Origin of the sequence: Alcaligenes parafaecalis (assembly GCF_026344135.1) — a bacterium.
Lineage (GTDB): Bacteria > Pseudomonadota > Gammaproteobacteria > Burkholderiales > Burkholderiaceae_B > Alcaligenes > Alcaligenes parafaecalis.
The window spans coordinates 556,891-580,905 of record NZ_JAPKNA010000002.1; the positions used below are offsets into that span (position 1 = coordinate 556,891).

19 protein-coding genes are annotated in these 24,015 nt (G+C 56.3%); 9 read left to right on the forward strand and 10 right to left on the reverse strand.

All coding sequences use genetic code 11. The annotated features are described in order from the left end of the window. Positions 1-79 precede the first annotated feature (79 nt). The 4 genes from gltX to mgtA form a co-directional block, all read right to left on the reverse strand. Positions 80-1,489: a glutamate--tRNA ligase gene (gene gltX, locus OSH09_RS09470; protein ID WP_266120839.1), complete on the reverse strand. Its 1,410-nt coding sequence runs from the start codon at positions 1,487-1,489 to the stop codon at positions 80-82. Positions 1,490-1,593: 104 nt separating this feature from the next. Beyond that, the gene (locus OSH09_RS09475) at positions 1,594-2,235 is read right to left on the reverse strand and encodes a response regulator transcription factor (RefSeq protein WP_266120840.1); all 642 of its coding nucleotides are present in this window, start codon (positions 2,233-2,235) and stop codon (positions 1,594-1,596) included. Then, positions 2,232-3,311, reverse strand: a complete 1,080-nt coding sequence (locus OSH09_RS09480; RefSeq protein ID WP_207872185.1) for a sensor histidine kinase — start codon at positions 3,309-3,311, stop codon at positions 2,232-2,234. The genes OSH09_RS09475 and OSH09_RS09480 overlap by 4 nt, the downstream gene beginning before the upstream one ends. A gap of 130 nt (positions 3,312-3,441) precedes the next feature. Further along, positions 3,442-6,144 carry a magnesium-translocating P-type ATPase gene (gene mgtA / locus OSH09_RS09485; protein WP_207872184.1) on the reverse strand — a complete coding sequence of 901 codons (2,703 nt, stop codon included), beginning with the start codon at positions 6,142-6,144 and terminating at the stop codon, positions 3,442-3,444. 749 nt (positions 6,145-6,893) lie between these two features. Between mgtA and OSH09_RS09490 the strand changes: the two genes are divergently transcribed. Both OSH09_RS09490 and OSH09_RS09495 read left to right on the forward strand, forming a co-directional pair. Then, positions 6,894-9,365 carry a bifunctional acetate--CoA ligase family protein/GNAT family N-acetyltransferase gene (locus OSH09_RS09490; RefSeq protein ID WP_266120841.1) on the forward strand — a complete coding sequence of 824 codons (2,472 nt, stop codon included), beginning with the start codon at positions 6,894-6,896 and terminating at the stop codon, positions 9,363-9,365. 186 nt (positions 9,366-9,551) lie between these two features. Then, entirely contained in the window at positions 9,552-11,630 is a 2,079-nt protein-coding gene (locus tag OSH09_RS09495) for a CocE/NonD family hydrolase (RefSeq protein WP_266120842.1), read from the forward strand. 69 nt (positions 11,631-11,699) lie between these two features. On the opposite strand, the gene OSH09_RS09500 is transcribed toward OSH09_RS09495, so the two are convergent. Both OSH09_RS09500 and yjgA read right to left on the reverse strand, forming a co-directional pair. Then, a complete protein-coding gene (locus OSH09_RS09500; RefSeq protein ID WP_266120843.1) occupies positions 11,700-12,368 on the reverse strand; it encodes an alpha/beta hydrolase in 669 nt (222 codons plus the stop codon). Beyond that, positions 12,365-12,919, reverse strand: coding sequence for a ribosome biogenesis factor YjgA (yjgA, locus tag OSH09_RS09505; protein ID WP_207872181.1), 555 nt, complete (start codon positions 12,917-12,919; stop codon positions 12,365-12,367). Before yjgA ends, OSH09_RS09500 begins: the two co-directional genes overlap by 4 nt. A gap of 67 nt (positions 12,920-12,986) precedes the next feature. On the opposite strand from yjgA, the gene pmbA reads away from it, so the two are divergent. The 7 genes from pmbA to erpA all read left to right on the forward strand — a co-directional run bounded on the left by pmbA (position 12,987) and on the right by erpA (position 19,348). After that, positions 12,987-14,354 (forward strand): metalloprotease PmbA, encoded by a 1,368-nt coding sequence (gene pmbA / locus OSH09_RS09510; RefSeq protein WP_207872180.1) that lies wholly within the window; start codon positions 12,987-12,989, stop codon positions 14,352-14,354. Positions 14,355-14,637: 283 nt separating this feature from the next. Further along, positions 14,638-15,741, forward strand: coding sequence for a TRAP transporter substrate-binding protein (locus tag OSH09_RS09515; protein ID WP_207872179.1), 1,104 nt, complete (start codon positions 14,638-14,640; stop codon positions 15,739-15,741). A 330-nt stretch (positions 15,742-16,071) separates the two neighbouring features. Next, positions 16,072-16,500 (forward strand): 50S ribosomal protein L13, encoded by a 429-nt coding sequence (rplM, locus tag OSH09_RS09520; RefSeq protein ID WP_094197715.1) that lies wholly within the window; start codon positions 16,072-16,074, stop codon positions 16,498-16,500. 9 nt (positions 16,501-16,509) lie between these two features. Beyond that, on the forward strand, positions 16,510-16,902 hold the full coding sequence (rpsI, locus tag OSH09_RS09525; protein WP_189392419.1) for a 30S ribosomal protein S9: 393 nt from the start codon (positions 16,510-16,512) through the stop codon (positions 16,900-16,902). Between the two features lie 159 nt (positions 16,903-17,061). Continuing rightward, on the forward strand, positions 17,062-18,126 hold the full coding sequence (gene argC, locus OSH09_RS09530) for an N-acetyl-gamma-glutamyl-phosphate reductase (protein ID WP_266120844.1): 1,065 nt from the start codon (positions 17,062-17,064) through the stop codon (positions 18,124-18,126). 35 nt (positions 18,127-18,161) lie between these two features. After that, positions 18,162-18,899, forward strand: a complete 738-nt coding sequence (locus tag OSH09_RS09535) for a DUF6776 family protein (protein WP_207872177.1) — start codon at positions 18,162-18,164, stop codon at positions 18,897-18,899. A gap of 80 nt (positions 18,900-18,979) precedes the next feature. Then, positions 18,980-19,348 carry an iron-sulfur cluster insertion protein ErpA gene (erpA, locus tag OSH09_RS09540; protein ID WP_003801826.1) on the forward strand — a complete coding sequence of 123 codons (369 nt, stop codon included), beginning with the start codon at positions 18,980-18,982 and terminating at the stop codon, positions 19,346-19,348. Positions 19,349-19,474: 126 nt separating this feature from the next. Here the strand turns inward: erpA and OSH09_RS09545 are convergent, their stop codons facing one another. From OSH09_RS09545 to OSH09_RS09560, 4 genes are all read right to left on the reverse strand, one after another. After that, positions 19,475-20,338: an NgoMIV family type II restriction endonuclease gene (locus tag OSH09_RS09545; RefSeq protein WP_266120845.1), complete on the reverse strand. Its 864-nt coding sequence runs from the start codon at positions 20,336-20,338 to the stop codon at positions 19,475-19,477. Next, on the reverse strand, positions 20,339-21,295 hold the full coding sequence (locus tag OSH09_RS09550) for a DNA cytosine methyltransferase (protein WP_266120846.1): 957 nt from the start codon (positions 21,293-21,295) through the stop codon (positions 20,339-20,341). A gap of 278 nt (positions 21,296-21,573) precedes the next feature. Continuing rightward, on the reverse strand, positions 21,574-22,671 hold the full coding sequence (locus OSH09_RS09555; protein ID WP_266120847.1) for an anhydro-N-acetylmuramic acid kinase: 1,098 nt from the start codon (positions 22,669-22,671) through the stop codon (positions 21,574-21,576). A gap of 4 nt (positions 22,672-22,675) precedes the next feature. Then, the gene (locus OSH09_RS09560) at positions 22,676-23,905 is read right to left on the reverse strand and encodes a M23 family metallopeptidase (protein ID WP_376912181.1); all 1,230 of its coding nucleotides are present in this window, start codon (positions 23,903-23,905) and stop codon (positions 22,676-22,678) included. Positions 23,906-24,015: the final 110 nt, after the last annotated feature.

Consider the following 24,015-nt stretch of genomic DNA (forward strand, 5'->3'; position numbering starts at 1 on the left):
TACTCTGCAGGACAAAACAAAGCACAAAACAAGAAGGGCATCTCGAATGAGATGCCCTTCAAGCAATTAGCTAAGCCTCTTAGAGCCCAGCCAAACGCCCCAATACCTTATCGCGACCAACCAAAGCCAGCACAGCATCCACCGCAGGTGTCTGCTTCTGCCCCGTCACCGCCACCCGCAAAGGAATAGCCAACTTGGGCATCTTGACCTCATGATCCGCCAGAACCTGTTTGATCAACGCAGCCAGATTCTCCGTATTCCACTGTGGCAAGCTAATCGCCTTGCTGGCAAAGTCCCGCAACAAAACACGCGCTTCCGGCGTCAACACCTCGGCCATCAGCTCATCACTGGCAGGCTCGAAAGGACGGCAGAACAGCAAAGCACCTTCAGCCAACTGATTCAAGGTCTCGGCACGGTCTTTCAGCAAGCCCATGATGCCAGGCACATCCTGACCATCCGTCTTGCCACCCAAAGCCTCAATACGCGGAGCTACACGCTCGGCCAGATCCGCATTGTCGCTGGCCTTGATGTAATGCGCATTCACCCAGTTCAACTTCTTGGGGTCCCACTGCGAAGCAGATTTGCTCAGACTGCGGGTATCAAACCATTCCACCAACTGCTCGCGGGTGAACAGCTCGTCATCACCGTGACTCCAGCCCAAACGAGCCAGATAATTGATCATGGCTTCAGGCAGATAACCGTCCTTGTCGTAATCCATGATGCTGACCGCGCCATGGCGCTTGGACAGCTTCTCGCCATCAGGGCCCAGAATCATGGGGACATGACCGTACTCGGGCAAGGTAGCACCCAAGGCCTGCAAGATCACAATCTGACGCGGCGTGTTGTTCACGTGGTCATCACCACGAATCACATGAGTGATGGCCATGTCCCAATCGTCCACCACCACGCAGAAGTTGTAGGTAGGCGTGCCGTCAGGACGCGCAATCACCAGATCGTCCAGCTCGCTGTTATCAAAGCTGATGCGGCCCTTCACCATATCGTCCCAACTCGTCGCGCCGGATTGCGGGCTCTTGAAACGAACCACAGGCTTGCGGTCAGCCGGGATAGCAGGCAATTCCTTGCCAGCCTCAGGACGCCAGGTGCCGTCATAACGAGGCTTCAAACCCTGAACACGCGCCTTCTCGCGCATGGCTTCCACTTCCTCGGGGCTGCTGTAGCAGTAGTAGGCATGGCCGTCCTTCAGCAACTGGGCGATGACCTCGCGGTAACGATCCATACGCTGCATCTGGTAGAACGGGCCTTCATCCGCATCCAGACCCAACCACTGCATGCCATCCAGAATGCCCTGCACCGCCTCGGGGGTGGAGCGCTCCAGATCCGTGTCTTCAATACGCAGCACAAAAGTGCCTTGATGATGACGGGCAAAAGCCCAGGAAAACAGTGCCGTGCGCGCACCGCCCAGGTGCAGATACCCAGTGGGCGAGGGGGCAAAACGGGTGCGAATGACGTTGGAAGTAGACGTGCTCATAACTTGTGTGTGGCCTTGACCTTGGGGACGCCCGGATACGGGACCGAATCTGCGTATTTTAACTCAGCCCGCCAACTAGGAAAGAATGGCGGCGCAGAAGTGTCCTAATGCCCCGTTTCTGTATTCAGTTGATCGAACTGGCGCACCAGTTCCGCCAGCGAACCGGCCTGCATTTTCTGCATCACACGGGCGCGACGAACCTTGACGGTTACTTCCTTCACATCCAGCTCGGCAGCAATCTGCTTGTTCAGCAAACCCTGCACCACACGCATGAATACATCACGCTCGCCCGCGTTCAGACTGTCCCAACGCTGCTGCAAGGTCAGGCGGGTTCTGGCTTCTTCCTTGCGCTGCGCATCGGCTGCCAGAGCCGACTGCACCGCATCAATCAGGGCCTGATCCACAAACGGCTTGGTCAGAAAATCCCAGGCCCCATGCTTGATGGCCTTGACCGCCATATGAATATCGCCATGCCCGGTAATAAAGATGACTGGCATATGCAGCCCGCGCGACTCCATCTGCAAATGAAAGTCCGTGCCGCTTTGTTCAGGCATGCGCACATCCAGTACCAGACAGGCTGGCGCGTTGGATAGAGGGTGCGCCAGAAAGTCCCGCGTAGAGGCAAAGCTAAGTGCGTTCAAGCCCACGCTGGCCAATAAATCGTCCAGGGCGGCGCGAACGGAAGGGTCATCATCAATGATGTAGACCGTGGGCGTGTTCAGAGAGGAATCCGGATTGTCTGTCATGGCGCCAAAGGTAAGGTGAAATGAAAGGCAGCACCGCCATCGGATTGGTCAGTGGCCCAGATATGGCCGTTATTGGCATCGATAATTGTGCGGCTGATGGTCAAACCCAGCCCCAGCCCGCTGGCCTTGGTGGTCCAGAAGGTATCAAACAACTGCGACAACTGCGTACCCGACAAGCCAGGGCCATTGTCTTTAATGGAAAACAGCACCTTGTTGGCTTGCGGCTTGTCGCCCGGCAAGAGGCTGGTTTCTATGGTGATGTGAGCCGCATGGTAGTCCGAAGGCGGCGACAAGGCTTCGATGGCATTGAGCAGCAAATTTGCCATGACCTGCTGAATCTGGACCCGGTCGGCATAGACCTGAGGCAGATCGGACTGCAAGGCCAGACGCAGATCAATATGCTGACGTCGCATCTCGCCACCGGACAGGCCCAGCAGCTCTGTCAAAGCCTGGTTCAGATCAAAAGCGCTGCTGGTGGGGGCTTCGTTACGGGTAATGCTGCGTACCCGGTCCAGTACATCTTTAGCGCGCTGAGCGTCGTACACAATCCGCTGTGCGGCCGCCTGCGCCTTCTCTACATTAGGCGGCGAGGCTTCCAGCCAGCGCTGACACGCACCCGCACTGCTATTGATGGCAGCCAAAGGCTGGCTGACTTCGTGAGCAATCGAGGTGCTGAGTTGCCCCAGAGTCGTCAAACGGGACAGGCGCAGCAAGTGCTCGCGCGTTTCATGAGCGGCTGCCTGCACGGACTTGAGCTTCAGTCCTAGATACGAGGTGATGGCAATCGCAATAATGCTGATGCCGGTATTGACCAGCCCCACATCGTAGTCACCCGATCGAGTCAGCACAAAGCTGACAACGGTCAGCACCATGCTGATGCTGGTTAGCGCAATAACCTGCCGGGCCGATAAAAAACGAATCGCTATCAGCAGCAGCGGGGTATGGAACACCGCGGCAGCGATAGCGTAGTTAGTGACGGTATCGGCAATGAAGACCAGCGCCATCAAAATACAAATGCCGGTCAAGGCCAGGGCTCGGTACGTTTTGCTCGATAGGAAGTGAAGGGGTGCTTTCATGTCTTTCATGTATGGACCAGGCTGCAGGCTTGAGTCTGTAGTGTGGCCATCATATACCCGCGGTTCTTTCAGAACGTGCTTCAAGGCTCGGACCCCCGAAAGGAGCGCCGGGAGTCCAGGCCTGTCAGACTTAGAACCACTGACCAAAGCGGCGGATGTACAGCATTTTCATACCCTGTGCGACCAGGCAGTAGGCCAGCAAGGTGCCGACCAACCAGGGGAAGTATTCCCAAGGCAGTGGTTGCAGACCCACCATGGCGCCCACGCCGGAGAAGGGCAGGTAAATACCCACAGCGGCAATCAGCAAGGTCATCAGCATGACAGGCAGGGCGGCCGTGCTTTGAATGAAGGGGATCTTTTGCGTGCGCAGCATGTGAACCACCAGGGTCTGCGAGAGCAAGCCTTCGATGAACCAGCCGGACTGGAATAGCGATTGCAGTTCAGGCGTATTGGCGCCAAATACGTACCACATCAAGACAAAGGTACTGATGTCGAAAATGGATGAGGTAGGGCCAATCCAGATCATGAAGCGGCCGATATTCTTGGCGTCCCATTTACGGGGTTTGCGCAGAAAGTCCTTGTCCATGCGGTCCCAGGGCAAAGCCAGTTGGGAGATATCGTAGAGCAGGTTTTGAATCAGCAAGTGGATGGCCAACATGGGCAGGAAGGGGATGAAAGCACTGGCCACCAGTACCGAGAACACATTGCCAAAGTTGGAGCTGGCCGTCATGTTCAGGTACTTGATGATGTTGCCAAAGGTCTCGCGGCCTTTGATCACGCCTTCTTCCAGCACCAGCAGGTTCTTTTCCAGCAAGATGATGTCTGCCGATTCCTTGGCAATATCCGTGCCGCTATCAACCGAAATGCCCACGTCAGCATCGCGCAGGGCGGGGGCGTCGTTGATGCCATCACCCAGAAAACCGACGGTGTGACCATTGGCCTGCAAGGCTTTCAGAACACGCGATTTTTGCAGTGGAGTGAGCTTGGCAAAAACCGAGTGACGCTCGACCGCGCAGCGCAGATCGGGTTCTTGCATCAGTTCGATCTCAGGGCCGAGCAAAGGCTTGCCAGGTTCCAGACCCACTTCACGGCAGATTTTCGCGGTGATGATTTCGTTATCGCCAGTCAGCACTTTTACAGCTACACCGTGCTCGGTCAGGGCGGCAATGGCTTGGGCGGCACTTTCTTTAGGTGGGTCCAGGAAGGTCAGCAAACCTTGCACGGTCATCTCGCGCTCGTCCTGGGCTTCGTAGCGGCTCTTGGCCTGTTCAACAGAAATGGAGCGAGTGGCAATCAGCAAGACACGGAAGCCGTCCGAGTTGTAGCGGTAAGCCATTTTCAGCAGACGGGCGCGTTGCTCGGTATCCAGAGGCAAGCGCTGATCACCGTCCTGTACGTGGGTGGCAATGCTGAGCATTTCTTCCACCGCACCTTTGCACACCATCAACTGTTCGCCCTGCGTGTCTTGTACGACAACCGACAGGCGACGACGCACAAAGTCAAAAGGCAGCTCGTCAATCTTGCGGTAAGAGCCAATGGCCTGGCGGGCAGACGGTGTTTTTTCTGCAAAGCGCAGCACAGCCTGATCCATCAGATTTTTGACGCCGCTTTGATGCAGGCTGTTTAGCAAGGCCAATTCCAGAATGCGTGGGCTATTGCGATCATCCAGGCCCAGGTGGTGTTCCAGAATAATGCGGTCTTGTGTCAGGGTGCCGGTCTTGTCGGTACACAGCACATCCATCGCACCAAAGTTCTGAATGGCGTTCAGGCGTTTGACCACCACCTTGTTCTTGGCCATGGCCACCGCGCCTTTGGCCAGGTTGGAGGACACAATCATGGGCAGCATTTCGGGGGTCAGGCCCACGGCGACAGCCAGTGCGAACAGGAAGGCTTCCGTCCAGTCGCCTTTGGAAAAACCGTTGATCAGCAGCACGATAGGCACCATGACCAGCATGAAGCGAATCAGCAGCCAACTGACACTATTCACGCCCCGGTCAAACGACGTTTCAGCGCGTGAGCCGACAATGGCTTTGGCCAGCGAACCAAAGTAGGTTTTGGAGCCCGTGGCGATAACGACCGCCGTGGCTGTACCGCTGACCACATTGGTGCCCATAAAGCACATATTGTTTTGTTCCAGTACCCCAGCCTGATCACTGGAGGCGGTGGCACTTTTACTGCTGACAGCACTGAAGACATCGTATTTTTCAACCGGCAGTGCTTCCCCAGTCAGGGCGGCCTGGCTGACGAACAAATCGCGGGATTCAATCAGGCGCAGATCAGCCGGGATCATGTCGCCTGCCGACAGACGCACGATATCGCCGGGCACGATCTGGCTCATGGGAATTTCGCGCATGACGGTGGAGCTGGATACTGTGGAGCGGCGTTGCACGCTGGCCGTGGTGCGCACCATGGCTTTCAGTGCCTGGGCGGCTTTGCCGGAACGGTATTCCTGCCAGAAACGCAGCAGGCCGCTGAGTGTGACCATGATCACAATGATCAGCACGCCGGTGTAATCCACTTCTTCGCCCGAGCGCATGGGCAAAATAATGTCGGTGACGGCGCTGACAGCGGCCAGCACCATCAAGACCGCAATAAAGGGGTTTTTGAAGGCCAGGGCCAACTGAATCAGGGCGTGGGCAGGCTTGTCCCGGGCGACCTCGTTGGGACCGTATTCGGTCAGGCGGCTCAAGGCCTCGGCGTCGGTCAGGCCGTTCAGATTGGCTTGTACAGAGGCCAGGGTCGTCTCCAGGCTAAGCCCGGTTTCGGTGGCCGTGCGCAGTTTGGCGTCGTGATCCACTGAGCGCAGTGGCGGACGGTGTTGTTGAATGCTCATGTAATGCTCCTGGGGTACAGGCGTGACAATGCTGTCCGTCCTTGAAGGCGGACGCAGCAGGTCCTGCCGACCTGTTTCAGGGTCGGCAAACTAAAGGTAAGAACAAGCGGATTTATTTAGTCAGCGTCAGGCCAGCGCTTAGTGGCTGGGCAAGGTGCAGCGCCACACTCGCGCTGAGGGTGGTTTTTCACTGTCTGCAACCCAGTGGATCTCTGGTTTGCGACTGGCCGTGTTGATACGCCAGGCAAGAGCGGGGCGATGGCTGGGGACAGTGCGCTCGGTATGGCACGGTGTAGCAAGTGGCGATCGGCAAGGCGCAAAGGCCCGGATCGGTCCAGTATGAATAATGCGGTGCATGGGTGGCTCCTGGTCGTGCTGCGCAAGCCACTTCAGCAGACGACCCGGTGGATCAGTGGTGTCTGAGGAGCCTGTGCAGCATCTTTCTTCGACTGTCGTCGCTGGACATAGTGTGTGTTTTTCCTGTCAGAGAGAACGAAAGGTCCTGCTTTCCGAACGGATGTTATTTTACGGTCTGCAAGCGGCTTTGCGACTGGCTTTGCGCCGTTTTTGCCCAGGCATTGGCGTATGGGGTTTATACGAAAGTATATGAATGGCCTGCGGCAGGGTAAAAAGCGGGCAGATGATGCAAGACAGATATAGCCAGCCAAGTCCCTTTTATTTGTGGGCGGCTGTGCTTAAGATGGGGGATTCATTATTTTGGTGCGTGATCTTCTTATGGCGGAACAATCATGGCAGCCCTAAGGCATCGTCTGACAGCATTGTTTGAGCCCCGTTCGGTGTTGGTCGTTTCCACATTACCCTTGCCGCTGATCAAGGATATGCCAGCTCGGCTGGCTGGACGGATCACCCAGGCGCGCATTACGGCCACGCAGGTTCTGGTGCCAGACCGTCTGGAAGGCTTGACCGATACCCAGCGCCTGGATTTGGCGCTGGTGTGTATTGAGCCGGTGCGTTTGCCGCAGGCTCTGGATGCCATCCGGGTCCACAAGCCGCGCGTGGTGCTGCTGTTGCCCTCGAACCTGGCCTCCCGCGACCCCATGGAAGACATGGTGTATGCACGCTCCTGGGCGCGTATCAATAATTGCCTGGTGCTGGGGCCGCGTGCGTTCGGCATACAGCGGCCACATATGGGCATCAACCTTAGCCATGAGCCACAAATGGCCTTGGCGGGGCGAGTGGCCTTGGTATCCCAGTCGCGCTCGATTACCTCGGCCTTGATGGACTGGGCGGATGATGTCAGTTTGGGTTTTTCCGCCATTGTGTCGGTCGGGGATGAGGCCGTCATTGATGTGCCCGAGGTGCTGGAATATCTGGCAATGGACCCGCGTACTGACAGTATCGCGCTGTATCTGGAACACACACCGGCCTCTCGTCGTTTTACCAGTGCTTTGCACGCGGTGGCAGCCGTCAAGCCCGTGGTGGTTTTGAAGGTAGGTGGTCAGCGTCAGCAGGGCGAGGCCCACGAGGCGGTGTTCAATGCCTTGATGCGACGTGTAGGCGCGGTGCGCATTCGTTATTTTGTGCAGTTGTTTTCGGCCTTGAAAGTGCTGGTCTATACCCGTCGTCCCAAAGGGCGGCGTATTGCCTTGTTCTCCAATGGCAATGGCGCAGCGCAGATGGCTTTGGATGTATTGGGCTCGGATGCGGCGGTGACTTGCCCGGAGCTGTCTGCTTCGACCCAACGTGCGCTGGATAATCTGCTGGCTCCTGGTGATCAGGTACAAAACCCGGTGGTGACCTATGTGCCGCTGACGCCCATGCGTATCGATTCGGTTATCTCCACCTTGCTGGATGACAAGGATATCGACGGGGTACTGGTCTTGCTGACCCCTGATCCCTTGGCCGATATGCCTGCGGTCTCACGAGAGCTGGCCATGCTATCGGCCAGTGCCCGTAAACCCATCATCACGTGTCTGATTGGTGATGCGGATATGCGGCCTTTGCGTCATTTGCTGGACGGGGTAGGAACCCCCGCTTTCCGTACTCCGGATACGGCTGCCAACGCCTTTGATCTGCTGGCCCGATATCACTACAACCAGCACTTGTCGCAGCAAACTTTGCCGCCCTTGCCGCTGGGGACTCTGCCCGAAGTGGAACCGGCCCGCGAACTGGTACGTCAGATTCAAAGCGAACGGCGCGAGGCCAGCGAGCAGGAGTGTCGTGATCTGCTGCGCTACTTTCACGTGCCTGTGGTGGATCTGCGTGTCACCCACGATCAGGGTGAACCGGATCCCGATGTTTCAGCTATGGGCCTGCGTTTCGAGACCGACGACAAGCTCGGGCCCTATGCCGTGTTTGGCGGGGCAGACCATGCGGATTGGTTGTCCTCTTCCTATCCGGCGGTCGAGCTGCCACCGCTGAACCGTTATTTGGCGCGTCAGTTGGTTGAGCGTAGTCCGCTGTGGCGCAAGAGCTTGTCCTCGCAGTTGACGCCCTTGGTGCTGACGCAACTTCTGCAGGTGCTGGAGCGTTTGTCGGACTTGATGAGCGAGCTGCCCGGCGTACGTCGTGTCGTTCTGGACCCGATCATGGCGGGTGAAAACAGCCTGTACATCAAGAGCATTTCTATTTCCCTGAGCAAGCAGTCCATGCTGGTGCTGCCCGAAACGGCAGGCTATCGCCACATGGCGATTCATCCTTACCCGCGTCATCTGATCGAGCGGCGTCAGTTCAAGGATGATCAGCGCTGGACCTTGCGACCTATCCGCCCGGAAGATGCCGAGGCGCTGCAAGCCTTCATGCGCGGCCTGTCGGATGAAAGCCGTTATATGCGCTTTGTGTCCATGCTGCGCGAACTGACACCACGCATGTTGTCCCGCTATACCCGAATCGACTACGACCGGGAGCTGGCGCTGATCGCGACGGTGCGCTCGCCTAATCCCGACAACCGTAACCATCCGCGTGACGAGATTATTGGCTTTGCCCACTATCTGCGTAATGGCGATGGCCGGGGGGCGGAGTATGCCCTGGTGATTGGGGATGCCTGGCAGCGACGTGGCCTGGGGTTCACCTTGATGGAAGCCTTGATCCAGGCAGCCGCCGAGCAGGGGCTGACCTATATAGACGGTTATGTGCTGGCTTCCAATGCCCCCATGCAAGCCTTGATGAAGCGTTTGGGTTTCCAGAATGATGCTGACCCTGAGGATCCCAGCATGCGCCGTGTCTGGCTGGATCTGGGTGAGACACGTCGTTCAGATTAAAGGCGGGCGGTTTAGCTGGTTCTACAGGGAAGTAAGCGTTTAATTGTTTCTTGATGTCCCGATTCACTCAACGGTGGCGAGACTATGATGCGGTCGTGATGGCAGGCAGGTCGGCGCTGGAGCGCTGACTGACGCCGCATCAATAGATGGTGTCTGCCACCGCTGGCGCCATATACCGGGGTCACAATGATGCGATTGAATCTGGCTGTTTTGCAACGATGGGTGTTCAGCTTGTTCTTGGTGGGTGGTCTGTTAGGCTGCTCTGGACAGACTGCGGTGTCACCAGACAAGGCCCACTACGAGTTTTCCATGGAGCAGGACAGCCTGGAGATGAGGGACGGTGTGCGGCTGGCGGTAACTTACTATCGGCCATCAGCCAGAACAGCAGGGGAAACCTTCCCGGTCATCCTGGAAATGCTGCCTTATCGCAAGGACGATTTTTTCGCTCTGGGTGACTACGACTACGGTTCTTATTTTGCCAAGCGAGGCTATGTGCTGGCTCGGGTCGATGTGCGTGGTACCGGAGGCAGCACTGGCCCTGTCCCCGTCAGTGAGTATTCGTCCGCCGAGATTGCCGATGCCGAGGAGCTGATTGATCAGTTGTCCCGCAAGAGCTGGTCCAATGGCAAGGTGGGCATGTATGGCTTGTCCTGGAGCGCGTTCAATTCCTTGATGACGGCGCACAGAAAGCCGCCTGCGCTCAAGGCCATTATTGCGGCGCACGGCTCCACCGATCTGTTCTACAACGATGTTCACTACATTGATGGTGCCTTGCATATTGACTCCTATGCGCACCAGATCGATACCGACAATGCCATGCCGCAGAGCCCGGAATATAGGATTGATGAGGAATACTTCAAGAACCGTTTTGATCGTGAGCCCTGGATCTTCACCTGGCTGCGCCAACAGCAGGATGGCGAGTTCTGGCGCGCCGAGTCCCTGGCCTTCAAAAAACAGCCTTTGGAAGTTCCGGCTTATTTGATCGGGGGCTTGCTGGATGGTTACCGTGACTTCGCTCTGGATGTCAGTCGGACCTCCAAGGCGCCTGTGATTGTGGAAATGGGCCCCTGGAATCACGCCTGGCCGGAGTATGGAGCGCCAGGTCCCAATTATGAGTGGCGCGAGAAGGCGGTGCGCTGGTGGGATTACTGGCTCAAAGGCATAGATACCGGGGTGCTGGATGAACCCCGCCGAATGGCCTTCATGCGCACGGGTCATGCACCTGCAACAGACCTGAAAACCGTGCCCGGCTATTGGCGCTGTGATCCGCAATGGCCGGTAGACGGTGCGAAGACTCAACGCCTGCATCCTCAAGCTGGGCCTCAACTGGCGTCTATCTCACCTGCCTCGGGTTTGGCTCGGACTTTGCAGTACAAGGCCGGAGCGGGCTTGGCGGGTGGTGGCTGGTGGGGTGAACAGACGGGGGATATGTCTGCCGATGATGCTCATAGCCTGGTCTATGACTCGGCACCCTTGGCCGAGGCCATGGAAATAATGGGCATGCCCAAGGTGCGCTTGAAGGTCGCGGCTGATGCACCTTTTTATCAATGGACGGTGCGACTGGAAGATGTGGCCCCGGATGGTCAGGTGTCTTTGGTCAGCGGAGCAATTATCAACCCCTCTCAGCGTGTTTCGCGCCTGGAACCCCAAGCCTTGGTGCCAGGTGAGGCGACCAAGCTGGAGACCTCCATTCATTTCACTACGTGGCGCTTCAAGCCGGGACACCGTATTCGTTTAGCTGTAAGCAATGCCCAGTTCCCCATGGTTTGGCCTAGTCCTACACCCGGTGTGACCAGTCTGTTTGTGGGCGCTGATACGTGGGTGGATTTGCCCGTGGTGCCGGTACGGCAGCAGGGTACGCAGGCTTGCGTGATGTCGCCACCCCAGGCTAGTGAAGCGGCTCCTTTTGGTCGCACTATTGATGGCGACGGCCCTGTATTCAGCAGTGTCCGCAACGAAGAGACGGGCGATTCGATTTTTACGACTAGCAATGAGCTTAGCTGGGTCCTGCATGACAATCTGTACCGGTCCGAGGAGATGTATCGCTGGGAGGTCAACGATGCTACGCCCGCCAAGGCGCGTTATCAGGGTGATCGGCGCAATGTCTTTACCATTCAGGGGAGGGAAATAGATTTGTCGGCCCAGGCCAGGATCGAGTCTGATGAATCCTATTTCTACCTCACCTTCACTCGGGTACTGAAACAGGACGGTGTTTTGGTCCGGGAAAAGACGTGGCAGGACCGTATTGCACGGGTCTATCAGTAAGTCTGTACGGGCCAGAACCAAAAAAAACGCCGCTGTAATCACAGCGGCGTTTTTTTGTGTGTGGCGAACTTAGCGCAGTATTTGCTTGAAGAACTGGCCAATGGCCGTGATTTCTTCCGGGCAGACGGCGTGGGGCATGGGATACACATTCCATTGCACCTGATAGCCCATGGCTTCCAACTGCTGACGGCTGGCTTCTGCGCGGGTCAGAGGCACCACCGGGTCCATGCTGCCATGAGCCATGAAAATGGGTGTGTCCTGATTGGCCGGGTGGCGCTCCTTGGCTACCGCAGCGGCCAGGGGCAGATAACCGGACAGACAGAGCATGCCTGCCAGACGTTCGGGCAAGCGCAAGCCGGTTTGCAGCGTCATGGCGCAGCCTTGCGAAAAGCCGGCCAGCACAATGTTTTCTGTCGGGATGCCACGGGCGTTCTCGCGGGCGATCAGATTCTGCACCTCGATCTGCGATTGACGCAGGCCGCTTTCGTCCTCGTGACGCACCAGATCGGCAACATAAATGTCGTACCAGGAACGCATGGCCATGCCGCCGTTAATGGTGACGGGCTGGATGGGGGCGTGCGGGAAAATGAAACGGATGGCGGGGGCATCTTGCAGGCCCAGTTCGGGCACTATAGGGGCAAAATCGTGGCCATCGGCACCCAGACCATGCAGCCAGATAACGGCGTGCTGGGGATTGGCACCGGTTTCAATCTCAATCGACTCAAGCAGAGGGTTCATGCGGACTCCGAAAGATCTACCAAGGTCTTGATGTACTGATACAGGGCACGGTAATGCTTGCGCTGTGGGTCCTGGCCTTGTACCAGTGTGGAATTTTTCTCCGCTTCTTTGCGTGCAGCACGAATCAGGGTGCGCAACTGCTGGATATCGGCGCCGGAAAATTCATTCATGAATTCGGTCAGAGCGTCGTCATCACGCAACAACAGGTCGCGCAGAGCTTCCAGCCTGTGCATGGCACGGGTGTCTTCCTTGGAGCCGTTTTCCCAGACATCCAGTTGTTTCAGGATCGGTTCCGGTTCCACATTGCGCATCAGCTTGCCCACATAGTGGATTTGACGGCGGCGACCTTCGCGGGCCGTCGGGCTGATGCGCTTGGCATCCTTGATGGCGGCCATCAAAGGCTCACCCAGATCAAGTTGTTTGAGTCGGTCGTCCGAGAGCTCGATCAGGCGTTTGCCTAGATCAAGCAGAGCGTGCATCTCGCGTTTTACCTGCGATTTGCTGGGGCGGTCGTAACCGTTTTCATCGATTTCAGTGCGTGGACGGGACATAAGAAGTGAAATAGCAAAGATTGTCGCCAATTGGCTATGATAACCGCCTAACCCTCAAAGAGTAGCAATGAGTCAACCAACTATTTCTCAATTGTCGATCAGCGCCAATCAGTTCCAGTTTTGCGAATTGGTGGACGAAGCGCTGCGGCATGCCAAAAAACTGGGCGCCAGTGATGCGGCCGTCGATATTTCTGAAAACAAAGGTTTGGCGGTCTCCGTGCGCCAGCTTGAACTGGAAACGGTAGAGCAGACGCAAGATCGCTCCTTGGGTGTGACCGTGTTTGCCGGTCAGCGCAGTGGTTCGGCCTCGACGTCGGATTTTTCCGTCAAAGCCTTGCGTGAAACGGTGGAGGCTGCCTGGCATATTGCCCGCTATACCGCCGAAGATCCTTTTGCCGGTTTGCCTGAAAAAGACATGCTGGCCCAAAGCTATCCCGATCTGCACTTGCATCACCCCTGGATGCTGGATGCTGACCAGGCGGCCAAGCTGGCGATTCGTGCCGAGCAGGCTGCGCTGGAATTGAGCCCGCTGATCAGCAATTCCGAAGGCGCATCGGTAGATACGCTTGAAGGGCATTTTGTGATGGGTAATAGCCGTGGCTTCTTGGGTGGCTACCCATATAGCCGTCACTCGCTCAGTGTCAGCCCGATTGCAGGCAAGGGCGACAATATGCACCGTGATTACTGGTACAGCAGCTCGCGTGACCCTTCCCGTTTAGCCAGCCCGGAGTCGGTGGGACGCTATTCGGCTGAACGCACCTTGTCGCGCCTGTCGGCACGACGTATTCCTACTGGCCGCTATCCGGTCTTGTTCGAGGCCCCGCTGGCTGTGGGCCTGATCGGTGCCCTGGTGCAGGCCACCAGCGGCTCGGCGCTGTATCGCAAAACCAGTTTCTTGCTGGATTCCCTGGGTAAATCTGTCATGGCCAAGCACATTGATGTGCTGGAGCGCCCGCATCTGGCCGCTGCCATGGGTAGTGCTCCGTTTGACTCGGAAGGGGTGCGTACCAGTGATCGTGATGTGGTGCGTGGCGGAGAGCTGAAAGGCTACTTCCTGTCCTCCTATGCCGGCCGCAAGCTGGGCATGCCTTCCACAGGAAATGCGGGTGGCTCGCATAATCTGCTGCTCAGCTCACGTCTGACTCGTCCCGAGGACGATCTGGAGGCCATGCTCAAGAAAATGGGCCGTGGTTTGCTGGTTACCGAGCTGATCGGCCAGGGTATTAATTACCTGACAGGCGATTACTCGCGTGGTGCTTTTGGCTATTGGGTGGAAAACGGCCGTATTCAGCACGCTGTGGAAGAGATCACGATTGCCGGTAATCTGGCCGAGATGTTCGCGCAGATTGTGGCGGTAGGTGCCGATACCTTTGCGGCGGGCTCCAAGCGTACGGGTTCCATCCTGATCGAGCAGATGTCGGTGGCCGGTTCCTGATCCCGGCTGTCTGGAATACCGGGTCAGCCCGCCATGCCTTGTCATAGGTAGGCGGGTTGTCAGAAACCAGAGGATTACGGTCTGAGTTAGGAGTTGCTTCCTGCTCAGGCCGTTTTCTATGGGGAACCGATCCGGTGTTTCAGATCAAGGAGCCGACAAGATAGGGCCTGATTTGCGGGATAATCCGGGCTTTCCCAGCCCCCCATTCGGGGCGCGCCAGTGTACTATCCATAGCATAAAAATATTTCCCAATTATCGTCGAATACCCACAAGGAGGTTATTCATGCAGCGTCGCTCGTTTCTGAAAAAGGCAGGTCTTGGCGCCGTCGCCAGCACTGCCGCTATTGCTGCTCCTGCTATTGCCCAAAGCAATCCCAAGGTTAATTGGAAGCTGACATCGACTTACGGTCCCGCTACCCCGGCTCTGTTTTCGACAGCCCAGGCGTTTTGCAAGATGGTGGAAGAGGCCTCGGACGGCAACTTCAACATCCGTCTGTACCCTGCTGGTGAAATCGTTCCTGGTTTTGGCGTGATGGATGCGGTCAGCAACGGCACGGTGGAGTGTGGTCAGACAGCTTCCTATTACTACTACGGTAAAGATCCTTCTTTCAGCTTCGACACGGCAGTGCCTTTCGGCCTGAACGCGCGTCAGATGAATGCCTGGATGCAGGAAGGTAACGGCACCAAGCTGCTGCGTGAACTGTTCGCGACTCGTAACATCGTCAACTTTGCGTTCGGTAACACCGGCACCCAGATGGGTGGTTGGTACCGCAAGGAAATCAATTCCCTGGAAGACCTGAAAGGTCTGAAGATGCGTACAGCCGGTTTTGCCGGTGAAGTGCTGGCCCGCATGGGCGTGGTGCCTCAGCAAGTGCCACCAGGCGATATTTATCCTTCGCTGGAAAAAGGTACGCTGGACGCCGTGGAATTCGTGGGTCCTGTGGACGACGAGAAGCTGGGCTTCCAGAAAGTGGCCAAATACTACTACTACCCCGGTTGGTGGGAAGGTTCGGCCCAAGTGTCCTTGTACGTGAACGATGCTGCGTTCAAAGCACTGCCCAAGCAATATCAGTCCCTGATTGAAATTGCTTCGCGTGCCGCAGGCGAGCGCATGATCTCCCAGTACGATGCTCAAAGCCCCGCCGCTTTGCGTCGTCTGATTGCCAGCGGCGCTGTATTGAAAGCCTTCCCGCGCGACGTGATGGACGAGTCCTTCAAGACTTCCAACATTCTGTACAAGGAATTCTGCGACAAGGATCCTATGTTCAAGAAGATTCACGACGACTACATGGGCTTCCGTGACGCGATCGTGCCTTGGTTCCGTGTCGCTGAAGGTTCCTACGACAACTACCTGGGCATTGCTCTGGCAAACCAGAAAAAAGGCTGATTCCCGTAGCTTGGACCGGGCAGAGCAATCTGTTCCGGCTCGACAGGCCTGTCTTATCAACCCCTGTTTTCCAATTGGAAAGCAGGGGTTTTTAATGTGCTTTCCCTCTATGAGAGGGGGCCTGGGTGTGGCAAAAAGCCCGTGTTTTCACACGAAACCCTAGTGTTATCCACTATTTATGTTATTATGGCGAGCTATTTGGCAGAAATGCACGGGCGGAATATAACGTCTTGGCAGGGCTGAATGGAGCTGCCCAGCTTGTAAAAGCGGGTGGATTGTATGGGCCAAGCATGTTGCTTTGACCCAGAATTTTAATATTTAGGAACCATCATGAAGACCTTCGTGGCCAAGCCGCTTGAAGTCAAACGTGACTGGTTTGTGATTGACGCTAAAGGCAAAGTCCTTGGTCGTGTGGCCAGCGAAGTCGCACGCCGTTTGCGTGGTAAGCACAAACCCGAATACACCCCTCACGTTGATACCGGCGATTACATCATTATCATCAACGCTGCTGACATTGCCGTGACCGGTAACAAAGCGCAGGATAAGAAGTACTATCGTCACTCGAATTACCCAGGCGGTATTTACGAAACCAACTTCCAAACCATGCAAGAGCGCTTCCCTGGCCGTGCCGTTGAAAAGGCCGTCAAGGGTATGTTGCCTAAAGGCCCTCTGGGCTACGCCATGGCCAAGAAACTGAAGGTTTACGCTGGTGCCGAGCATCCTCATAGTGCTCAACAGCCTAAAACTCTGGACATCTAAGGATAGGTCATGATCGGTAACTGGAATTACGGTACGGGCCGTCGCAAGACCTCCGTTGCTCGTGTCTTCATCAAGAAGGGTTCGGGCCAAATCGTAGTCAACGGCAAGCCTGTTGACGAATACTTTGCTCGCGAAACGGGTCGCATGATTGTGCGTCAGCCACTGGTGCTGACCAACCATGTTGAATCGTTCGACATCAAGATCAACGTGCATGGCGGCGGCGAAAGCGGCCAAGCCGGTGCTGCCCGTCACGGCATCACCCGCGCTCTGATCGACTACGATGCAACACTGAAGACAGAACTGAAACAAGCTGGCTTGGTGACTCGTGACGCTCGTGCTGTTGAGCGTAAGAAAGTCGGTCTGCACAAAGCACGTCGCCGCAAACAGTTCAGCAAGCGTTAATTCGCCTCGCGACCTGTTTATGGTGCTCAAAAACCCCGGACTTGTCCGGGGTTTTTGTTTGCTGGCTACATTTGTCCTGCTTTGCTCGGTCTGGTAGTTGAGAACAGGCAGGACTACGTTAAGATAGAATTTTTGCTCGTCTCTCTTTCAGGAAAGTTCATGGCTACACATAGCGATACCCGGATCAAGGTAGGGATTGTCGGCGGTACAGGTTACACCGGGGTCGAGTTGCTGCGTCTGTTAAGTCAGCACCCTCAGGTTGAGCTGGTCGCCATTACCTCGCGTAAAGAGGACGGCGTGCCAGTGTCGGATATGTATCCGAACTTGCGTGGCCATGTGAACCTGAAGTTCTCTACCCCAGAAAACGCGAATCTGGAACAGTGCGATGTGGTGTTCTTTGCCACTCCGCACGGCGTAGCCATGAGCCAGGTCGAGCGTCTGCTGGAAGCAGGCGTACGCGTTATTGATCTAGCTGCCGACTTTCGTCTGCAAGATACGGACGTATTCCAGAAGTGGTACAAGATGGAGCACACTTGCCCGGATATCCTGAGCCAATCGGCTTACGGTCTGCCCGAGCTGCTGCGCGACAAAATTGCCCAAGCCAAGGTAATTGGTAATCCTGGTTGCTACCCCACCACCGTGTTGCTGGGCCTGGCTCCCTTGCTGGAAGGCGGTAAAGCGCTGGTTGATACCCAGCATCTGATTGCAGACTGCAAATCGGGTGTGTCCGGTGCCGGTAAAGGGGCTTCGGTTCCCAATCTGTTTGCCGAGGCCAGCGACAACTTCAAGGCCTACGGCGTGTCGGGGCACCGTCACCATCCAGAAATTGTGGAGCAGTTGCAGCGCTTGGCAGGCGGCCCGGTCGGTCTGACCTTTGTGCCTCACTTGGTGCCCATGATTCGCGGCATGTTCTCCACGATCTACGCGCGTATCAAGCCCGAAGCCATGGATATCGATTTTCAGGCTTTGTACGAGCAGCGCTACGCTCAGGAAACCTTTGTGGACGTGTTGCCTGCCGGTACTTTGCCAGAAACCCGCTCGGTACGTGCTTCCAACCAGTTGCGTATTTCCGTGCAACGCCCCGGTAATGGCGACCAACTGATCATTCTGGTGGTGCAGGACAATCTGGTTAAAGGTGCTTCGGGCCAGGCTGTGCAGAATATGAACATCTTGTTTGGTCTGCCAGAGCAAACAGGTTTGAATCACGTTGCTATTTTGCCTTAAAGGGAACTTGGTCTTGGTGAACAGGTCAAATGTTTATGGCTGAATCACCGCAAACCACTTCTCAGACTGTCGCTCCCTCCCGTTCGCGGGGCGGGGCGTCTATCATTGCATTAGCTGTATTAGTCGGCGTGCTGTTGGGCGGCGGAGGCCTGTGGCTATATCGCAGTCTGACGCAACCGGCCGATCAGTCCGAACAAATTCAGTTGGCGATGCAGAATTTGACGCGTAGCCAGCAATCCTTGCAGCAGATACAAAGCGAGTTTGAAGGCTTGCGCGGGCAACTGGTTCTGGAAGAGAGCACCCGCAAGGGTTTGGAAAAGTCCTTGCTCGCTACCCAGACTGAGCTGGCGCAGACACGCGAACAACTGGCCTTTTACGAGCAGTTGCTCCCTCCAGGCCCCAGCGGCTCTGTCACTGTCCGGGCCTTGGACGTTAGCAAACGGGGCGATTTGCTGGAGTACAAGGTGGTGCTGCAACGTAACGCCCCAGAAGGAAAGACTTTTTCCGGTCGTCTTCAGTTTCAGTTGACTGGGCGGCAAGGCGGAAAAACCGTTAAAATCGATCTATCACCCAGTTCCGGGCCGGACTCGGCGCTGGCAGAGTCATCTGTAGAACAGATTGATCCCTTGGTTTTAAACTTCAACCAGTTTCAGCGCGCCATGGGCTGGCTGGCTTTACCGCCAGACTTTGAGCCCACCGCCTTGACGCTGAACGTCCTGGAAGGAAGCGTTATCCGCGCCTCCCGCCAGGAAAAAATCGCCCAGCCAGACTAATCACCCAACCCACGGGTGGTCATGTGCAAGGCGATCACATGATAATTATTCATGCCGGCGGGGGCCGGCAGGAGAACCACATGAGCACTCTTACCGAATCCGTTGATCTGCAAGCCCCTCCTTCCCCACTGATCTTTACTGATTCAGCGGTTGAGAAGGTCCGTGAGCTCCTGATTGAAGAAGGCAGCCCCGAACTGAAGCTGCGCGTCTTCGTGCAAGGTGGCGGCTGTTCCGGCTTCCAGTACGGCTTCACTTTTGACGAACTGGTTAACGACGACGACACCATTATTGATAAAGATGGCGTGCAACTGCTGGTTGACGCCATGAGCTTCCAATACCTGGTGGGCGCAGAGATTGATTACAAAGACGACCTGGACGGTGCTCAGTTCGTTATCCGTAATCCTAATGCGACAACTACCTGCGGTTGCGGCTCTTCCTTCACGATGTAAGAGGGCAGGGCTGGCGCTGATTGTTCAGCGCTGATCACTTTATATAAAAACCCCCGGGCTCTGATGTTCAGAGCCCGGGGTTTTTTGTAGGCTGGTCGGTTTGCGGTGGCTACTTGTCTGTTTGGTTTAAATAGCCAGATCAAGCGGTAAATCAGAAATGTCTTTTAGCCGCTTTCCGTCCACCATGATGGCTAGCATCTCAGCGGCATCATCCATTCCTAGGGTTTGCAGGGTGGTTTGCAGCTCGTAAAGGGCGAAGTGATAGACGCAGTCAATATCGCCGGTTCCCAGGGCGATAGACGCTAAGCGGCTTGGTGTTGGTTCTGCCGTGACAACCATGACATGCGGGAGTCGCCCTTTACGGTTGCGCACCAGATTGAGTGCTTCAGAGCGTGCGTTCTGGGCGCGGTCACTACGAATCGTCCATTTGCAGGAAATACTGGCGTGCAGTAGCGGACGGCCTTGGTTTTGCTTTCGTAGGCTGGCTAGCGTTGTTACAGAGCTGTCGACAAGAGTGGTGTGTGCGTTGATGGTGGCGTCATCAACGGTATCGCGCACCACAACAACGTCAGGCGTAATGGTGTAGTCGCTGCCCAGGGCGGCGGCTAACTCAGGGTCTCGTTTGGCTGCGCTATCCAGGGCTACCAAGTGCGCGTACTGTTCATAGCGAGCAATTTCGAGGCGGTCTCGACCTGATACTTGATGAATATCCCAGTTGCCGGGGCGTAGGTGTCCAAGTAGCAAAAAGGTATTGCGTACAAAGTTAGCGCAGGCGCATTCAAATTGCTTGCCCGAGGTTTGTCCTGCAATGCGTTCGCCTTGCGTTTCTGCTTTCAGCAGGTCGGCAATGCCTTTGGCAATCCGAATGCTGGGCTTGCTGCTACTGTCTGCGTTACTGACTATGCCTTGGGGGTTGGTGGTTAGTGTGGTTTTGAGTAGTTCGGCATGGAATGCTTTACGAGCTTCGGAAAACTGGATGAGTTCGCTCATTTATGCAACCTTGAAAATTCGCTTTGTGCTTAATGCCTTGAAGATTTGATGTGCCACAGCAGCAGCCACAGGCGGAGGGAATGCATTACCAATTTGGCGGTACATGGCGGTTTTTCTACCATGAAAGGCCCATTCATCAGGGAATCCCTGGATACGTGCCGTCATGCGTGGTGTTAGGCGAGGCATTCCTACGAAGTCTTTGGGTGGTGCCTCGTCCCATAAACCCATGCCATCAACCCCTAGACCTGCCCATGCTTGTTTGGCCCGCGTGGGGCCAAGGTCGGGGCCGCCGTGTTTCTTGGAACCGCCAACCAATGTGGGGGCAATAGCATTGGCTTGGTCACGCCAGCGGTCAGCGCCGCGCCAGCCATTGGCTTTCATGAGATCGTACAGGAGCTCGCCGACTGTGACAGGTGCAATTTGGTTTGCTTCAGGCCACGTGAAATTGTCAGCAAACTCTTTGCGGATACCGACAAAAACGACACGAGGTCGTAATTGGGATACGCCATAGTCAGAGGCATTAAGAAGTTTCCAGCTTGGTACATAACCCAGTTTCTTTAGCTGCTTTTCAACCTTGTTACGGTAATCCTGAAAGACGGCATCAAGCAGGCCACGCACGTTCTCCAGCATGACTGCTTGGGGTCGGCATTCATCAACCATGCGTATGGCTTCGGGAAACAGGTCGCGCTCGTCGTCGGCGCCTAGCTGTTTACCTGCCTTGGAAAAAGGAGGGCAAGGGACGCCTCCGGCGACTAAATCGACACCGAGATAAGGGCGTCCATCGAACTGGCGTAAATCGCCTTCAACAACATTCCAGTCTGGGCGGTTTAGTCGTAATGTGGCGCAAGCGGGAGGTTCAATCTCTACAAGGGCAGCATGATTGAAACCAGCCATTTCAAGTCCTAGAGCCTGCCCACCAGCACCGGCGCATAGCTCTAATGACATAAATCTATTCATGGTCTTTCTCTAAGAGTTGCTTGAGCCTAAGCTCTTTTTGCTCTGCACTGTAGCATGCGCGCTAAATGGCACAGTCTACTGAATTGGTGGATCAGTGCTGATTATATATACAGTTTTTTGTGATCAATCAATACTACGGTGGTGCATCTGGTCTCTATTGCCTTATGACTGGAGACCGACTGGCTAATGGTTAATGGCTGCTTGGAGGTTTGCGTTGTTGGCGCTTGTCAGGGCGAGGAGGTGCTGAGGTACAGCGTTGTACTTATTACGAAGGCTGTCTATGCCGGATAACAAGCACCCAGCACCGTGGCACGTCGCGCACCTGTCACGGCGGGCAGCCCTGCAGGGATGCGTTCGATATGGGCGTAAGCCAGCCAGGCAAAGGCCAGGGCTTCGATGGATTGCGGATCCATGCCCAGCTCGGCGCTGGAGCGGATGGGCATCGCCACCAGATTGCCCAAGCGTTTCAGCATGGCTGGATTGGCAGCGCCACCGCCACACACAATCAATTCCTGAGTCTGATCTGCGTAAGAGCGGATAGCCTGTGCAATGCTATGAACAGTCAGATCCATCAGAGTGGATTGCACCACAGCAGGCTGAAGCTCGCTTTTAGGATCAATACGATCCAGATGCTCCTGCAGCCACCCCAGGTTGAACAGATCACGGCCTGTGGATTTAGGCGCAGGCAGAGCAAACCAGGGTTCGCTTAACAGGCTGGCAAGCAGGGCGGGGTCAGAGGCGGCGCTATTGGCCCACTGCCCATCTTTATCGTAGGGCTGGCCTTGATGTTTGTTCACCCAGGCATCCAGCAGCATATTTGCCGGGCCGGTATCGAAGCCAAACACATCACACCCAGGCAGCAGCAGGGAGATATTCGCAATCCCGCCCAGATTCAGAATGACGCGTCCGTGCTCGTGGCGGAAAAGCGCCTCATGAACGATAGGCACCAAAGGCGCACCTTGGCCACCCGCTGCGATATCCCGGCTGCGGAAATCCGCAATTACATCCACCCCGCAGCGCTCGGCCAGCAGGGCAGGGGCATTCAATTGCAGGGTATAGCCTTGGTCAGGCGCATGGCGGATAGTCTGTCCATGTACGCCAATCGCGCGGATCAGGTCTTTTTCCGGGCCTTGAGTCCAGGGCAGGCAAGCCTGGGCGTAGAGTTTGGTAAGCTGCAGGGCGGCCATACTGGCGCGGGCCAGCTCATTGTGCCCGGGGTGCTGCAAAGCCAGCAGCTCGTCTCGCAGAGCGGTTGGCATGGGCAGGCTGTGGGTTTGGTGTATCTGTGCCCCCTGCGGGCCGAAGGATGCCAGCACGGCATCTACACCGTCCATGCTGGTACCAGACATCAGTCCGATAAACAGGGGGGCTTGCATAGGCTTAGCGGCTGGCCAACGCTACAGGCTCGTCGCCTGTGTGCAGCAAGGCAAAGCTGTTCTGGTAGGAAGCCAGTGTTTGCTGGAACTGCTTGCGTTGTGGAGCATCCAGTACACGTGCCACGGGCAGGTCTACCGACAGCGGATCAATTGCTTTTTGTGCAATGCGGAATTCGTAGTGCAGGTGCGGGCCGGTCGCCCAGCCGGTTGAGCCGACGTAACCAATCAGTTGACCTTGCTCGACGCGATCACCCTTGCGCAGGCCTGCTGCAAAGCGGCTTTGGTGGGCGTACAGCGTGGTGAACTCACCGTGGTGTTTAAGAATGATGGTGTTGCCGTAACCGTTCTGGCGCCCTACGAACTCAACGACGCCGTCCGCTGTTGCATGGATAGGGGTGCCAGAAGGGGCTGCGTAGTCCACGCCCTTGTGGTCGCGCCAGCCGCCATGTACAGGATGGCGGCGACCGCCAAAGGTGGAGCTGATACGGGTGAACTTCAGGGCGGTACGCAGGAAAGCGCCTTTCAGGCTTTGGCCGCTGAAGTCGTAGTAACCGCCGGAGCCATTGTCAGGCTGGAACCAGGCGGCTTCATGGGTTTTGCCCTGATTGATGAACTCCACCGCCAGCAAGCGGCCCGAACCCACGTCCTGGCCTTCGTGGCCATAGGACTCGTAGACCACGCGGAAGCTGTCGCCTTTGCGCAGGTCTTTCAGGAAGTCGATCTTGCTGCCCATCACATCTGCCATTTGCAAGGTGATGTTGTCGGGAATACCGGCCTGATCGCTGGCACCAAACAGCGAGCTATTGATAGTGGCTTGAGCCACGCGCACTCGGGTCTGGGTGAGGTCGGTCTGCTCCTGGGCGATAAAGCCATCCTCGCCATTGGGACGGACTTCCAGCCAGCGGGCCAGGCCCTGGCCAGATTGTTCGGAGTACGGTGTGTGACGGTAGCGCAGCCACTGCAAGTTGCCATTGGCATCCAGCGCGGCTTGTACGGTACGGCCGGGATACAGCTTGTAGATAGATCGCGCTTGCTTGTCGTGCGTCAGAAACTGTAGCAAACCTTCTTCGCTGACTTCCATGCGCTGAAGCAGGGCGGACAGGGTGTCGCCACGGCGGATGCGGGTTTCAGTAATGTAGGCTTGCTGGTCCTGAGCCTGCAGCACGGTCAGGTCTGACGGCAAAGTCAAGGCCGTGCGTGCTTGGTAGATCAGGGGTTCGGGGCTGCTGGGCATCACCACGGCAAGGGCACCAGCGGCGACGAAAGAGCCAAGGGCAAGCGTGATTAAACCGGCGCGGATAAAAAGGGCTCGGGCGGACCGAGGCTGGTGGATGTCGAGGTGGG